Genomic DNA, 15,050 nt, shown 5'->3' on the forward strand with positions numbered 1-15,050 from the left:
CAACTGAGGATGAGATGTTAAATCTTGTGGCGACGAACCCCAATACCATAGTTTTTGTGGATGTAGGTAAAGTTGATGGGAGGGTTATAGTTGTCGGTACATTTTAGGGCCTGCTGTTGTTTTATATTCAGCAAAGACCAACAAGCCCTGTTTATTTAAACTAGGAACAAATGGCGACGCCTTGTCCAAATGCGTCGCCCTTTTTAGGCGTCTAGCTTCAATCAGGAAGTGTCGAAAGATAGTTAATGTTTGCAAAAGCCATTATGACATCTTTGGCGAAGTCGACCCTAGGATGACGAAGCGCTCCCTTTTTCCACACTAAATAAACATCGTTTTCTGGGCCTGGCTTGCCCAGCGCGACCAATTCGCCTTTTGCAATACCTTCTTTACATAAGTAGTCAGGCAAAACGGAATAACCAATTCCCGCTTTGATAATACTACTTATTGCTCTTATATCGGGGCAAACAGCCGCGACAGGCGACTCACACGCGGCATTAAATACCTCCGAAAAGTATCGCCGAACAAGCGGTAACTGTTCATCATACGTCACTACTTTATGTTGGTTTAGTAGCGCTGCCGATATTTCTCTTTCTCCCAGCAACTTTCCCTGCACACGGTTCATCACTAAGATTAAGCGCTCTTTATCTAACTTCTGATATTCATACATCGCATCAGTGGGCTCAGAGGCCGTAATGGCAAGTTCCGCTACATCGTTCTCCAACAAATGATAAATATTACTTTTGTTGCCGGTATGGATCACTAAATTCACTTTATCGGCCTGAAGCAAGTTAGCGAGTGCCGGACCTGCCACCAGACTGAGATACTCCGCAGGGCCTGCTAGGTGTAACGTGCCGTGATCGGTGGAAGCACGACTGCGAATAGAAGCCACTTTCTGCTCTAACGTATCAATGTGACTGGCGACCTGCAGCGCCAAGTCATCAGCGATAGCCGTTGGCTCAACGCCTCTCGCTTTTCTTATGAACAACTCTTTACCGACAATATTCTCCATGGCTTGTATGTGAGAAGTGACCGCTGGCTGAGACATATGAAGGCGAGCTGCAGCACGTGTAATGTTGCCGCTTCGATAAACTTCTACAAAGGTTTTTAACTGTGTTAAGTAAGACATAATCCCTACCCATCAGATTTTTGATGACTCGTCACAATTTATCTGACTTCTCGATGTAAGCCAACCTCTCTAAGATACACGCACTTTCTAATGCGACAGGAGCTGCAAATGAAATCAGCATCATCAATTTTATCGCTCGCCATTATTGCGGGTTTATCACAGTCGACCTATGCGGCAGACGTTAAAGCTGCGAATGCCAGTAAAGGCGAAATACTTGTACTACTTTCAAGTGAAAATGTAATGCAACTTGCAGATGGAAAAACAGAGCCTACAGGCTATTACCTTAACGAGTTTGGTGTGCCGGCAAAAGCATTGGTAGACGCAGGCTACAAACTGGTATTGGCCACGCCAAAAGGCAATGCGCCATCTGTAGATAAAAAGTCAGTAATACCGCAATACTTTGATGGCGGCGAATCGCAAATGCGAGACATTCAAACGTTTGTAGAGTCAATAGAAGGCATTGATGACACGCTGTCATTGAGCGAAGTGATTGGACAAGGGCTGGAAGAGTTTGAAGGCGTATTCATTCCAGGCGGTCATGCACCGCTTATCGACCTGGCAAACAATCCTCAAGTGGGTGAAATTTTGTCTCACTTTCACAATGAAGGAAAACCTACTGCCGCTATCTGCCATGGCCCAATCGCCTTACTTTCTGGGCAATCTAACCCGCAGGCATTTGAACTGGCATTGAAATCCGGTGAGCAAGCCTCATCTGAGAGTTGGATTTATGATGGCTACAAAATGACAATCTTCTCCACACCGGAAGAGGCCTATTTTGAAAGCACGTTAAACGACGCAACGTTATTGTACTACCCAGCAGACGCCATGGCGCAAGCGGGTGGCAAGATGGAATTCAAAGAAATGTGGGCGCCCAATGTAGTAGTAGACCGTGAGCTTATTACAGGCCAAAACCCGTTTTCTGATGAACTGTTAGCTGAAAAGCTTTTACAACAGTTAAATTCACAATCTAATTAAGGACAGGCAACACTATGCTTAATTTTACGTTTAAGAATCAAACCGAAATTCTGTTCGGCAAAGGGCAACTAAGTGAAGTGTCTTCACGTTTGCCGAAACAAGCAAAAGTCCTCTTCCTCTACGGTGGCGGCTCAATTAAGAAAAATGGTATTTACGATAAAGTAACGACTGCACTAGCAGGTGCTGAAGTTATTGAATTTCAGGGTGTTGAACCAAACCCAGAATTTGAAACACTGATGAAAGCTGTGAATGTCGCCCGTGAAAATGACGTGAACTTCATTCTTGCGGTTGGCGGTGGAAGTGTTATTGATGGCGCGAAATTTGTAGCTGCTGCCGTTAACTTTGCAGGCGATCCGTGGGACATACTTGTTAAAGGTGCAGTATTTGAAAATCCATTACCTATTGGCGCAGTACTTACTTTACCTGCGACAGGGTCTGAGAGTAACGGTAACTCGGTAGTAAACAGAAAAGAAACGTCGCAAAAACGCGCGTTTTCTTCTGAAACAGTTCAGCCTGTTTTTGCCGTACTCGATCCTGAGTTCACCTATTCACTTCCACCACGTCAAGTATCAAACGGCGTGGTTGATGCTTTTGTTCACGTGATTGAGCAATACCTTACCTACCCTGTAAACGCACCGCTTCAAGACCGCTTTGCAGAAGGAATCTTACAAACCTTAGTTCAAGAAGGTCCTAAAGCGTTAGCGACGCCTGAAGATTACGATGTGCGTGCAAACGTAATGTGGTCAGCAACAATGGCGCTTAACGGATTAATCGGTAAAGGTGTACCGCAAGACTGGGGCACACATATGATAGGTCACGAACTTACTGCGTTACACGGTTTAGATCACGCCGTGACCTTAGCAATTGTTCTACCGTCGTTAATGTTCGTGCAGCGTGACAAAAAGCAGGAAAAAATTCTGCAGCTAGGTGAGCGCGTGTTTGGCATTCAGGAAAATGACAAAGAAAAGGCCATCGACTTAACCATAAAAGCGGTTCAGGACTTTTTTGAAACTATGCAGGTTAAAACCCGCCTGTCAGACCACAACATTGAAAAGTCTGCCATTGATGGGCTAATCGAGAACCTTGAACGCAACGGCTTAACAGCGCTTGGCGAGCATGGTGACATCGATCTTGCTAAAGCCCGTGAAATTCTAACTCTCGCGGCATAACCCCTAGATTCTAAAGCACTCAGCCTTCGCTGAGTGCTTTTGTGTTTATTTAAAAAGAGAGAAATATGACTGCATTATTTGAACAATTTTCGTTAAAAGACGTGACGCTTCGCAATCGTATTGCTGTGCCTCCTATGTGCCAATACTCTGCAGAAGATGGGTTTACAAACCAGTGGCATGAAGCAAACTACCAGTCATTTGCCCGAGGCGGTGCTGGATTGGTTATCGTTGAGGCAACCGCCGTCTCGCCAGAAGGACGCATCACGCCAAATTGCTTAGGTATTTGGAAAGATGAACACGTTAGTGGCTTAAAAAATGTTGCTGATCGGATAAAAAGCCAAGGCGCTGTTGCTGGAATTCAAATTGCACATGCCGGGCGCAAAGCGAGTGCTAACCGCCCTTGGGAAGGCGATGACCACATTCAGCCAAGTGAAGAAAAAGGGTGGCAGCCTATTGGACCCTCGGCAGAAGCCTTTGGTGCACACTTACCTGTTACGCCTACAGAAATGACCAAAGCCGATATTGAGCGCGTTAAGAGTGACTTTGTGAAAGGTGCCCAGCGCGCGCTTGAAGCTGGATTCGAGTGGCTTGAACTGCATTTTGCCCACGGTTATTTGGCTCAAAGCTTTTTCTCGAAGCACGCCAATAAGCGTACCGACGAATACGGCGGTGATGCGCAAGGCCGTGGCCGATTCTTACTTGAAACACTGAGCGCAGTGCGTGCGGTTTGGCCTGAAAACCTACCGCTTACCGTACGCTTTGGCGTTATCGAATACGATGGTGATGACGAACAGACGTTGAGCGAGTCTATCGAACTTGTAAAACAGTTCAAAGAAATTGGTACTGATTTCGTTAGCGTTAGCGTTGGCTTTAACACACCTGATGCGAATATTCCTTGGGGCCCGGCTTTCCTTGCTCCAATTGCTAAAAAGGTACGTGATGAAGCCGGAATCCCGGTTGCTACAGCGTGGGGAGTAGACACACCAGAGCTCGCCAATGATACCATTGAAAACCAACAACTTGACGTTGTTATGGTAGGTAGAATGCATCTTACTAACCCACACTGGTCTTATTTTGCAGCGAAAAAGCTAGGCGTTGAAAAACCATCTTGGGTAATGCCTGCACCATATGCACACTGGTTGGAGCGTTACGCACCATCAGACGAAAGGTAGTTATTGACTTTACAGGCAGCAGTGCTTTCGAGCACTGCTGTGTTTTTCCTCGTCTTTTGCCAATAACGTATAACGTTGCGTCTCTGCACTTGCTTTTTTCCAAGTTAGGTTTAAGGTTGCTATAAACCTCCTTCAAGATTTGGAAGAATGCAGGTTAAAGATTTTTTTTCCTCATCAGCAAAGCTTGCTGATCTAACGTCACTCCGAAGGCGCCGTGTCATTCAAATAAGCGCGGTAACAGGCTTCGGGCTTTTCGCTTCGTCTCTGGTCGCGAGAGGCATAACTTTTGATATCTTTTTACTGGGCTTGTTCTCATTAATCGTCACTGGCTCGCTCGCATACAAGTATTACGTTACCACCAGCAGTTACCTACTTTTAGGCGCTATGTCGTCAATGCTGTTTGCCCTATCCGCAACAGGTGCAGGCGTATTTGATATCGCCATGATTGGCTACCCTGGCGTCATCATATTTGCGGCTTTATTAGGTGGAATTGCCCTATTTAGCACCGTTTTATCTTTAGTGCTTCTACAGTGCATTACGCTTACGTGGTTGATAATGCACGATGTGGTAACACCAAACCCGCCTATTTTGAGCTGGTCTCACGTGCTCTTCATCATGGTTATTTACGTTATTACGGGCTTCAGCGTTTTTATTTTGATACAGGATATTCGTCGGCTTATGCAGTCACTGCAGCAAGAGGTGTCTAAAGTTGAGCAAAATAGAGCACATATCCAGCACTTAGCACATCACGATCCGCTCACAAACTTGCCAAATAGGATTTTGGGCGAGCGACTTTTCAACGAAAAGCTACGCGAGAGTGAAGAAAAAGGGCTTCAGCTCGCGCTGCTGTTCATAGACTTAGACAACTTTAAACCCGTGAATGACGCTCTTGGCCATGCTGCGGGCGATCGGTTTCTTCAAAAAATATCTCAAACCATCACCGACCACCTATCCACAAAGCAAAGTTTAATACGCTTCGGTGGCGATGAGTTTATTGTGTTGGCGCCAGAAATATCAGACAAATCTGAAATCGATGACTTATGTAAGAACTTAATTACGTGGTGTTCGAACGAATTCGAAGTGCTGCAAACCAAAGTGGTAGTATCGGGTTCAATTGGTGTAGCACAAGCGCCTTACGACGGAATTAAATTTAAACAGCTGTGCCGAAAAGCTGATATTGCCATGTACGAAGCGAAACGCAACGGTAGAAATAGATACGAATACTATGACGTGCGCTTTGACGAAGAAAACGATGAAAAATTCACACTTATTCAGCGTTTGCGCCCGGCCGTACATGCCAATGAATTCGAGGTGTACTACCAACCGTTGATAGACCTTGCCTCTAACGAGGTTCAAGCAGTAGAGGCGCTTTTGAGATGGCCTCAGAAAGACGGATCAATGATATTCCCCGACAAGTTCATACCTTTAGCGGAAAGCAGTGGCCTGATCATCCCTCTTGGTGCGTGGGTGTTAAACCAGGCTTGTGAATTTTGCGCTAAACAGCATGAAAACGGTCATACTAATCTTACGGTTGCCGTAAACTTATCCTTCGCACAATTCAAAGATGGTACGCTCCCTACGGTCGTTGAGCAGGCCTTGCAAAATTCACAATTAGCACCGCAATTTTTAGAGCTGGAGCTAACTGAAACCATACTCGCGGATGAAAATGGCACCACTGGCGAACAACTTGAAGCCATTAAATCGTTAGGCGTGCACTTTGCTATTGATGATTTTGGTACCGGTTACTCTAATTTAAATTATCTACAGACATTTAGCGCTCGCAAACTCAAAATAGACCGCATTTTTATCAACACCTTGGGCATTGGGGAAAACGACGCACCTTTAGTTGCAGCAATTATCAGCATTGCCGACAGCCTTGGCATGAAAGCGGTAGCTGAAGGTATTGAAAGTAAACCCGCTTTAGAAAAGCTAATAAAAATGGGATGTGACTTGGGGCAAGGCTATTATTGGAGCAAGCCACTCCCCGCGCCCGAGATAGAACGATTTTTAAGTAATCATCCAACAAAGTAACCACTTACACTAAAAATTCGGAAATGTTTCGCTGTGAAGGCACCGTTTTAGAGGCTCATGATATTTCAAACGGACATTTTCATGCCGATGGCTTAACGCAGCATTGGCTTGCTGAAAAAATAACAATCTGCCTAAATCGAAAAACGCTAAAACCCGTGATACGTCACAAACTCTTCGTTGTCGGCGCGAGTTGAGCGAACCTCGTTTGCAGCGAACTCTGGGTCTGGATAGCCCAAGGCTATGCAAATCATAATGGCCTCATCATCAGGGATGTTAGCGTGCTTGTGTACTACATCGGACTGCATAATGCCCTGACCATTGATAACACAACCAAGCCCTAAGTCCCATGCAGCTAGCACAATGCCATACGCCAGCGACCCTAAACCAAACTGCGTGATCCCTGCTGGCTCTAAAGCCTTGTCATAGGTAAGCACCAAAGAAACGGGCGCATCAAACTGCCTAAAGCCGCGCATCATCCAATCCATACGCTTTTCCTTGTCTTCTCGGGTTATTCCCATTACGTCAAACAGCTGTATGGCTACATCAATTTGACGCTGACGGTGAATCCCCTCGTAATCCTCTTTGTATGGAAAGTCTCGAACGTGCGGTTTACCTTCAAGTGTATTTTTGGTGTTGCCTTCACGAATTTTATCAAGCACGTCGCCTGTTACTGCATGAATTTTCCAGGTTTGCGTGTTATAGGACGATGGCGCCCACTTCGCTGTGTTGATAATCGCGTCTACTGTTTCCTTAGTAACAGGCTGTTTAGTGAACCCTCTAACACTCTTTCTTGATGCTGCAAACTCGGCAAAATTCATACACTTCCTTAAACGCGGTAATTGAACTTGTTAAGTTAGAGTAAACACGACGAGTTTGCTCTTCAATAGGTGGCAAACCTAATTCAGATTGTTTGTTTTTATAGATATATATAGAAGTTTGTAAACCCTTTCATTTAGCAGTGCGTAGCAAAAGCATGTCATGAGTCAGGCACACATGATGTTTATGGAAGTTTGGCTTTCAAAAGAAGCATACGAAAGGAGTTTTATAATGGCTAAGAAACCGCAATTAACCACGTCGGCAGGCGCCCCCGTAGTAAGTAACGAAACCACTAAAACAGCAGGAGAGCGCGGCCCCGCCCTCTTACAAGATTATCAACTAATCGAAAAGTTAGCGCATCAAAACCGCGAACGAATTCCAGAACGTGTCGTTCACGCGAAAGGCTGGGGTGCACAGGGCACATTTACGGTCACGCACGACATTACCGATTACACATGCGCTGACTTATTCTCAGAAGTGGGCAAACAAACTGAAGTATTAAGCCGGTGGTCTACGGTAGCAGGAGAATCAGGCGCAGCTGATACCGAGCGTGACGTGCGAGGCTTTAGCTTGAAGTTTTACACACAACAAGGCAACTGGGATATGGTAGGTAATAATACTCCTATCTTCTTCATTCGCGATGGATACAAGTTCCCTGACTTCATTCGTACGCAAAAACGTCATCCGAAAACTAACCTGCGCTCACCAGAAGCCATGTTCGACTTTTGGGCTGCACAGCCAGAAAGCGTGCATCAAGTTACCATTTTAATGTCGGACCGTGGTATTCCGGTGTCACCTATGCACATGAACGGCTATGGCAGCCACACTTTCAGCATGTGGAATAAAGAAGGCAAGCGTCATTGGGTGAAGTTCCATTTCAAAACTCAACAAGGCATTAAAAACTACACCAATGAAACGTCTGAAAAAATCATTGGAAGCACTCGGGAAAAGTATCAGGAAGAGCTATATAACGCCATTGAAGAAGGCAATTTCCCAAAGTGGACAATGTACATTCAGGCCATGCCAGAAGAGGAAGCAGGACAACAAAGCTATAACCCGTTCGACCTAACCAAGGTGTGGCCGCACGATGACTATCCGCTTATTGAAGTTGGCGAACTGGAAATGAACAGAAATCCAGAAAACTACTTTCAAATGATAGAAAACGCAGCATTCAGTCCGTCAAATGTTGTCCCTGGTATTGGCTTTAGCCCTGACAAAATGCTTCAGGCTCGCATATTTTCTTATGCTGATGCCCATCGCTATCGTTTGGGCACACACTATGAAGCACTCCCCGCTAACGCGCCGAAAAATAGCAAGGTAAACCACTATCACAAAGACGGCGCGATGCGCTTCTTTACCAATGATTTTGGTAACCCTGACGCCTACTATGAGCCCAATCAATACGAAGGTCCGGTGGCTGACTTTTCAGTGAAAGAGCCCCCGCTTCGCATTGATGGAGACGCTGATAGATATCATCAAGATGAAACAGATGTGGATTACGTGCAGCCGCGAAAACTGTATGAGATGTTTTCTGATGATCAAAAAGAACGGCTGTATAAAAACTACGCTGCTGCAATGGGCCCGTGCTCAGATAGCGTAAAAGAGCGTTGGTACGCCGTGCTAGAAAAGGTACATCCAGACTACGCCGCAGGCGTACGAAATGCGGTAGAAAGCTTAGATACCGACGTAAATACGGTACCGATTACTGAAAATACCCCTATCGAAGATAGCTAAACGCTATTGTTGTAAGGTATCGCGGCCCAGCAGTTTTCTCTTACTGGAATCTGCTGGGCTCCACAATTTAACAAACATGGCATATTTTTAATACTTGCCTAAAACACATCTAACTGATGATAAAGAGACTTCTGTCATCAAAATATGCTCATTGAACTTTAGAACAAAACTTGTCGAGTAAGTTTGCGAGATTGAAAATTGTGGCTTACGTTTAATGTATCTAAACGTTTATAGCGCTATGTATGTCGTTATTTAAGAAGTCAAAAACAGAACAATCCACCTCTCGCCAAGCTCCATGGAAAATAGCCATAATCGATGATGAAGAAGGCGTACATGAGGTCACTAAACTCACTCTGCGGAAATTTAATTTCGAAAAACGCGGGGTTGAATTTCTATCAGCTCACAGTGGCGCTGAAGGCCTAGCACTTTTCAAAGCAAATCCAGACATCGCTCTCGCTTTCGTTGATGTGGTGATGGAAACTGACGATGCGGGTTTGAATTTGGTTGATGCCATTCGCAACGAGCTCAATAACCATACCGCCCGCCTTATTCTGCGAACAGGTCAACCTGGTCAGGCGCCGGAAGAAGAGGTAATCAGGCGTTACGACATAAACGACTACAAAGCCAAAACTGAATTATCATCGCTTAAACTTAAGTCTTGTGTGTACACAGCAATAAGGTCGTATCGGGATATTCAGACTATTGAGCAAGGTAAGCGCGGTATGGAAGACGTTTTAAAATCCTCGTCTTCCGTTTTAGCAAGCCAGTCTTTAGCCCAATTTGGCACCGCAGTGTTGAAACAGACACTTACACTGCTTAACCTAAACAACTCTGTACTCTACTTGTCTACTCAGCACACCGACTTATATGGCGATACGACCATGACGGTGCTAGGTGCCAGCGGCGACCTAGTTGGATTATGCGAACCTGGAATTTCTAGCCGAATTCCTGAAACCATCGAAGAAGAAATCAAACAAGTCTTAGAAAGCAAAAGTCACTATCAGTCTAAAGATTTATTCATCGGCTACTACCCTACTGGAGAAGATAGCCACAACATCTTGTATGTTAAATTAGATCATCCACTGGATGCTCTGCAGCGCAAGACCTTAGAGATGTTTGCCTCTAATGTGGCGGTAATATTCCAAAATCTCACGCAAAAAGAAGACATACAAAAAACCCAAAAAGAACTCATTATGGTGCTTAGCGACGCAATCGAAATGCGGAGTAAAGAGACCGGTGGCCATGTGAGAAGGGTCATTCTTATGACCGAATTTCTCTCTGAAAAGCTTCACATGAGCCGAGAGTTTATTGAGACCATACGGTATTCAGCCGCACTTCATGACGTGGGTAAAATTAGCATTCCTGAAACTATTTTACATAAGCCGGGCAAACTCGACCCAGAAGAATGGGAGATCATGAAGACCCATGCACAAAAAGGCTACGAGCTACTTGCGGGATCTGATCGCATCGTTGCTAAAATGGGTGCCATCATTGCGAAAACGCATCATGAGCGGTGGGATGGTCAAGGTTACCCTGAAGGTTTAGCTGGAGACGACATTCCCGTGGAGGGTCGTATTATGGCAATTGTCGACGTTGTCGACGCATTGCTATCTAAGCGCTGCTATAAACCGGCATGGAGTCCTCAGGAAGTAAAAGCCTATCTTCATGAGAATTCCGGGAAACAATTCGACCCGCTAATCACCCACATTATGATAGAGCACTTCGACAGGATCCTTGAAATCAGAGCCACAGAACCGGACGAAGATGAATGAAAGAAACGCTAGAATTAATCTTATTACGCGTTAGCCAAAGTGCAGATATTGATAAAGGTGAATTAGACGTTGCTTCTAGACTTATTATCAACTCGGTGTGTGAGGGTTTGCAAATTACTCGAGCTGGCATTTGGTTGTATGATGAAATGCAAACACTGGTCCAGTGCACATTGCTCATTGATAAGGGTAATGACCTGGACCACGAAAGCTTAGTACTTACCCGAAAAGACTTTCCTCACTATTTCGAGGCGCTAGATTCAGAGAGAACCATTGCGGCCCACGACGCATTAACAGATGTTGCAACATTTGAATTTGCAGAAGTGTATTTAACGCCGCTTGGAATTAGCTCTATGCTTGATGTCCCTATTCGCCACCGCGGCAAAATGATTGGGATAATTTGTTGTGAACACCAAGGCAAAGCCCGTGAATGGCATGCCGATGAAGTTGTATTTGCGGCATCACTGGCAGACCTTTACGGGCGTGCAGTGAGTGCAAATGAGCGCGCAGATTACGAGCAGAGGCTAATTGAGGCCAACCAAACCCTTGAGCAAAAAGTAATAGACCGCACGGCTGAACTTGAGGCCGCACAAGAAAAGCTCGTCGAGTCAGAAAAAATGGCGGCGTTAGGAAATCTAGTCGCAGGCATTGCTCACGAAGTTAATACGCCGTTAGGCATTGCACTCACCTCCGTCAGTAACTGCAAAGAAGAACTAAAAGACATCTATCGAGACTTCGAAAACGATGAATTAACCGAGCAGGGTTTTAAAGACTTCGAAGCTATTTGCTCTGAAGGGCTAAACTTGGCTGAAACGAGCCTGATGCGGGCAGCGAATTTAGTACAAGACTTTAAGCGCACTTCTGCTGACCAAACGTCGTTAGAAATAGAAGAAATTGCATTAGACGAATATATCCCTAGAGTCTGTAACCCTTTAAAACCCATGCTTCGCAAAGAACAAGTTGAGCTAAGCATAGACGTTACGCCCAATTTAGTGATAACCACCTGCCCAGGTATAATTGCCCAATTGCTAACAAATTTAATATCGAATGCTCAGCGTCACGCTTTTGGTCCATCGGTAAATAACGACGTGAATAGAGTGAGTGTGAGCTGCAGTAAAAATGCCAAAGGCATTGTGATTAGCGTACAAGACAATGGCAAAGGCATACCAGAGGCGCTTCACAAGAAGGTATTCGAGCCATTTTACACCACGGCTCGTGATAAAGGCGGTACAGGGCTGGGCCTAAATATTTTATACAACTTAGTACGACAAAAATTTAACGGTGAGATTGACTTAACATCAACCCCTGGAGAGGGAACGAAAGTAACCGTCTGTATTCCGGTTGAAGACTAGCGTACCTCTCATTTTCCACTACCTATACCCTGCGTTATAAATTCCCTGTGCAGCGCGCGACATTATTAAAATGTCGCCCTCACGACAGACGTGAAATCAAAGGCTGGGCAAGCTAAATACAAAAACATAACAAGGCATGTAGAAATGCAACTTTCACATTGGCGAAGTTCCGGCCACTTTTTAAACGTCGACGGTCAGCAAGTTTTTTATAAAACAGAAGGCACGGGACCAGTACTATTACTCATTCACGGATACCCCACCGCAAGTTTTGATTGGGCTAAAATATGGCCAGCACTTACAAACAAGTATAAATGCGTGACGCTCGATATGCCGGGGTTTGGTTTTAGCGATAAGTCACCAAAAAAATACTTAATTAAAGAGCAAGCAGACACGATAAGTGAGGTAATAAGACATTTAGGTATCACAAGTGCCCATGTTCTATCTCATGATTACGGTGATACGGTTGCGCAAGAAATGATGGCGCAGCAACTGGAAAACGACCTTGCCTTTCGCATCGAATCGCTGCACTTACTCAACGGTGGCCTTTTTCCTGAGACACATCGTGCTCTGCCCATTCAAAAGCTGCTGCTCTCTCCAATTGGTGGTCTAATCATTCGCTTTTTAAACAAAAATGCAATTCGAAAAAGCATGCACAACATATTTGGCCCAAACACACCTCCTTCAGATCAAGACATCAATGATTTTTGGATACTTATCAGTACAAATAATGGTCACCAACACATGCACTTGCTTTTGGACTATATGAAGCAGCGTAAACAATACCGAGAGCGCTGGGTAAGTGCACTGCAAAATGCCAATGCCCCTCTTCGACTAACCGCAGGTATGGCTGATCCAATCTCTGGCGCGCATATGGTGGCGCGGTACAAACAACTCATTCCTAATGCAGACGTAATTGAGCTCGATCAAATTGGGCACTATCCGCAAATTGAAAGTGCTGAAGCCGTGGTGAACTCTATAACCAGCTTTTTAGGTCGCTACGCTAATTAAACGTGAAACTTTGTCTTGATACGGCACGCGACAGGGGTAATATAAAGCTTCACTGATTTAACTCTAGACTCGCAACCAACGTTTATGGACGCTTCAACCAACAACGAAATTATTCCTGCCGCTAGCTTTAAGCAGATTGATATTGGTTTCGTGACCCCTGCTGTTTCCATAAAACGGTTTGTACAATGCATATGGGTGATTGATAACCCAGAAGGCTCAGCTACAACCCTAAACGAAAAATTTTATCCCGATGCAGGTGCTAGTTTGACTTTCTATCTCGATCAAACTAACTGTGAAGCGCAATTGTTTTACCATACTCAGGTCTGCGCCATGCCGTGGGAACTGGCTTGCAGACAAATAAGTGTAAGATTTAGGCCCGGTGCCTTGAAACACTTGTTCGGTTTAACCTTTGATGACAGTAAAAACCAACAAATCGACATCGCGTTGGCTATGGTTAAGCAGCGTGATTCCTATCAACGACTGCAAGCCTATCTTATTGGAAAAACTATTAGCCAGCAGTGCTTAGCAATACAGTACTGGTTGATTGAGCTAGCAGAAAATACTGATGGAGCCTTTCAGAAATGGGAGCGCATGCTTTATCAGTCGATGAATTTACTGGTGCCCCCACAACATCTTGCCGATCAGTTCGGCGTCAGCCGAAGAACGCTGGAGCGCCAATTTCGCACTAACTTTGGTTTCTCGCCAAACAAACTGTATCAATTTGCTCAAATACGCCATGCTCGATCGTTATTAACCTCAAATTCTGAAGCGCTGAGCCACGTCGCATTGGCATGTGGTTACTTCGACCAAGCGCACTTTACACATTCGTTTAGTGATTTCGCGCTGGAAACGCCCCTTCAGTATAGAAAGCGAAAGTTGTCGCAAATTTACAATTAAGCGTTTTGCTTAGACTTTATAGTTCTCCGCAGTTTAAAGGAGATCACTATGAAAAAACGTATTACACAATCTGAGCTATATTCTGAATATCCCCATATTCTTGAACACCTCACAGGCTTGGTTAAGCCTTCAGTCAAAAGTACTTTAAGTCATAAACTCATACATTTAGTTAAGCTTCGTGCGTCACAAATTAATCAGTGCGGCTTCTGCCAACACATGCACGCCGAAGAAGCGAGAGAGTCTGATGAAAATCAGTCAAGGCTTGATGTATTGTCTGCATGGAGAGAGCTAGATTGTTTCAGTTTTGAAGAGAGAACAGCATTAGCGTGGACGGAAGCGTTAACGCTTATCCACTCTTCCACTATTACTGAAGAAATGTATAACAGTGTAGAAAGCACCTTCGGAAAAGAAGGGCTGATAGAACTCACGTCTATTATTCTGCAAATTAATAGCTGGAACCGTATTTCAGTAAGCCTTCAGTTTCAACCTTCTATTTAGTAGTAAGGAAGACGTGAAAATGACTATCATGAAACAAGTACAAAATAACAAATTGGGTGTAGCCGCCTGCTTGTGCTTTTTTTGGGGAAGTACCCTTTTCTTGCCAGCCTTCAGCAAATTTGCAACCGCTGGAGTATGGTTATTTATGGCGGGTTCTCTATTGATGCTTTTAGACATCTTGAGCATTAAAACCAACTAGGCTTTGCGCTAATAGTGTTTAAGAGTGTATATACAACTATGCACTCTTTTATTGAGCGAAATTTACTGCTGTATATTGGTACAAGAAAAGTGAGTTTCGATTTTACTTTGATATATATGGCATAAGCCATTGAATGGGGAGAGAGAAGTTGGTCGGTGTGAGAGGATTTGAACCTCCGACCCCTGACACCCCATGCCCACCTGCGCGATAACGCTGCGAACTCTACACGCACCTCCGAAAGTCAATACTGGCAAGGCCTCAAGAATTTCACTTCCATTAACCTTTAAGTATTTTGGAGTGAACG

The 15,050-nt window shown here is 44.7% G+C and carries 13 protein-coding genes; 11 read left to right on the top strand and 2 right to left on the bottom strand.

Going from position 1 to position 15,050, the window contains the following annotated elements; translation table 11 throughout:
- Positions 1-217: 217 nt before the first annotated feature.
- On the bottom strand, positions 218-1,126 hold the full coding sequence (locus tag QVA83_RS11880; protein ID WP_014949894.1) for a LysR family transcriptional regulator: 909 nt from the start codon (positions 1,124-1,126) through the stop codon (positions 218-220).
- 108 nt (positions 1,127-1,234) lie between these two features.
- Between QVA83_RS11880 and QVA83_RS11885 the strand changes: the two genes are divergently transcribed.
- The 4 genes from QVA83_RS11885 (at position 1,235) to QVA83_RS11900 (ending at position 6,473) form a co-directional block, all read left to right on the top strand.
- Positions 1,235-2,101 carry a type 1 glutamine amidotransferase domain-containing protein gene (locus QVA83_RS11885; protein ID WP_061486056.1) on the top strand — a complete coding sequence of 289 codons (867 nt, stop codon included), beginning with the start codon at positions 1,235-1,237 and terminating at the stop codon, positions 2,099-2,101.
- A 14-nt stretch (positions 2,102-2,115) separates the two neighbouring features.
- The gene (locus tag QVA83_RS11890; protein WP_156078515.1) at positions 2,116-3,270 is read left to right on the top strand and encodes an iron-containing alcohol dehydrogenase; all 1,155 of its coding nucleotides are present in this window, start codon (positions 2,116-2,118) and stop codon (positions 3,268-3,270) included.
- A 65-nt stretch (positions 3,271-3,335) separates the two neighbouring features.
- Entirely contained in the window at positions 3,336-4,442 is a 1,107-nt protein-coding gene (locus tag QVA83_RS11895; protein ID WP_014949897.1) for an NADH:flavin oxidoreductase/NADH oxidase, read from the top strand.
- Between the two features lie 147 nt (positions 4,443-4,589).
- Positions 4,590-6,473: a putative bifunctional diguanylate cyclase/phosphodiesterase gene (locus QVA83_RS11900; protein WP_156078516.1), complete on the top strand. Its 1,884-nt coding sequence runs from the start codon at positions 4,590-4,592 to the stop codon at positions 6,471-6,473.
- Between the two features lie 146 nt (positions 6,474-6,619).
- Here the strand turns inward: QVA83_RS11900 and QVA83_RS11905 are convergent, their stop codons facing one another.
- The gene (locus QVA83_RS11905; RefSeq protein WP_014949899.1) at positions 6,620-7,291 is read right to left on the bottom strand and encodes a nitroreductase; all 672 of its coding nucleotides are present in this window, start codon (positions 7,289-7,291) and stop codon (positions 6,620-6,622) included.
- A gap of 229 nt (positions 7,292-7,520) precedes the next feature.
- Here QVA83_RS11905 and QVA83_RS11910 point away from each other — a divergent pair, with 229 nt between their 5' ends.
- The 7 genes from QVA83_RS11910 (at position 7,521) to QVA83_RS11940 (ending at position 14,746) form a co-directional block, all read left to right on the top strand.
- Positions 7,521-9,023, top strand: a complete 1,503-nt coding sequence (locus QVA83_RS11910) for a catalase (protein WP_041693780.1) — start codon at positions 7,521-7,523, stop codon at positions 9,021-9,023.
- 242 nt (positions 9,024-9,265) lie between these two features.
- Entirely contained in the window at positions 9,266-10,795 is a 1,530-nt protein-coding gene (locus QVA83_RS11915) for a DUF3369 domain-containing protein (protein ID WP_014949901.1), read from the top strand.
- A complete protein-coding gene (locus QVA83_RS11920; protein ID WP_014976856.1) occupies positions 10,792-12,144 on the top strand; it encodes a sensor histidine kinase in 1,353 nt (450 codons plus the stop codon). Before QVA83_RS11915 ends, QVA83_RS11920 begins: the two co-directional genes overlap by 4 nt.
- Positions 12,145-12,288: 144 nt before the next feature.
- The gene (locus tag QVA83_RS11925) at positions 12,289-13,152 is read left to right on the top strand and encodes an alpha/beta fold hydrolase (protein WP_061486058.1); all 864 of its coding nucleotides are present in this window, start codon (positions 12,289-12,291) and stop codon (positions 13,150-13,152) included.
- Between the two features lie 84 nt (positions 13,153-13,236).
- The gene (locus tag QVA83_RS11930) at positions 13,237-14,049 is read left to right on the top strand and encodes a helix-turn-helix domain-containing protein (RefSeq protein WP_061486059.1); all 813 of its coding nucleotides are present in this window, start codon (positions 13,237-13,239) and stop codon (positions 14,047-14,049) included.
- 48 nt (positions 14,050-14,097) lie between these two features.
- On the top strand, positions 14,098-14,547 hold the full coding sequence (locus QVA83_RS11935) for a carboxymuconolactone decarboxylase family protein (RefSeq protein ID WP_049586902.1): 450 nt from the start codon (positions 14,098-14,100) through the stop codon (positions 14,545-14,547).
- Between the two features lie 28 nt (positions 14,548-14,575).
- The gene (locus tag QVA83_RS11940; protein ID WP_231506607.1) at positions 14,576-14,746 is read left to right on the top strand and encodes a YrhK family protein; all 171 of its coding nucleotides are present in this window, start codon (positions 14,576-14,578) and stop codon (positions 14,744-14,746) included.
- Positions 14,747-15,050 lie beyond the last annotated feature (304 nt).

The organism is Alteromonas sp. AO-Serp, assembly GCF_017849675.1.
Taxonomy (GTDB): Bacteria; Pseudomonadota; Gammaproteobacteria; order Enterobacterales; family Alteromonadaceae; genus Alteromonas; species Alteromonas macleodii.

Bases quoted from the DNA above. Each gene is read 5' to 3' on its own strand.
- QVA83_RS11880 (WP_014949894.1), bottom strand. From the start codon at position 1,126: ATGTCTTACTTAACACAGTTAAAAACCTTTGTAGAAGTTTATCGAAGC.
- QVA83_RS11885 (WP_061486056.1), top strand. From the start codon at position 1,235: ATGAAATCAGCATCATCAATTTTATCGCTCGCCATTATTGCGGGTTTA.
- QVA83_RS11890 (WP_156078515.1), top strand. From the start codon at position 2,116: ATGCTTAATTTTACGTTTAAGAATCAAACCGAAATTCTGTTCGGCAAA.
- QVA83_RS11895 (WP_014949897.1), top strand. From the start codon at position 3,336: ATGACTGCATTATTTGAACAATTTTCGTTAAAAGACGTGACGCTTCGC.
- QVA83_RS11900 (WP_156078516.1), top strand. From the start codon at position 4,590: ATGCAGGTTAAAGATTTTTTTTCCTCATCAGCAAAGCTTGCTGATCTA.
- QVA83_RS11905 (WP_014949899.1), bottom strand. From the start codon at position 7,291: ATGAATTTTGCCGAGTTTGCAGCATCAAGAAAGAGTGTTAGAGGGTTC.
- QVA83_RS11910 (WP_041693780.1), top strand. From the start codon at position 7,521: ATGGCTAAGAAACCGCAATTAACCACGTCGGCAGGCGCCCCCGTAGTA.
- QVA83_RS11915 (WP_014949901.1), top strand. From the start codon at position 9,266: ATGTCGTTATTTAAGAAGTCAAAAACAGAACAATCCACCTCTCGCCAA.
- QVA83_RS11920 (WP_014976856.1), top strand. From the start codon at position 10,792: ATGAAAGAAACGCTAGAATTAATCTTATTACGCGTTAGCCAAAGTGCA.
- QVA83_RS11925 (WP_061486058.1), top strand. From the start codon at position 12,289: ATGCAACTTTCACATTGGCGAAGTTCCGGCCACTTTTTAAACGTCGAC.
- QVA83_RS11930 (WP_061486059.1), top strand. From the start codon at position 13,237: ATGGACGCTTCAACCAACAACGAAATTATTCCTGCCGCTAGCTTTAAG.
- QVA83_RS11935 (WP_049586902.1), top strand. From the start codon at position 14,098: ATGAAAAAACGTATTACACAATCTGAGCTATATTCTGAATATCCCCAT.
- QVA83_RS11940 (WP_231506607.1), top strand. From the start codon at position 14,576: ATGAAACAAGTACAAAATAACAAATTGGGTGTAGCCGCCTGCTTGTGC.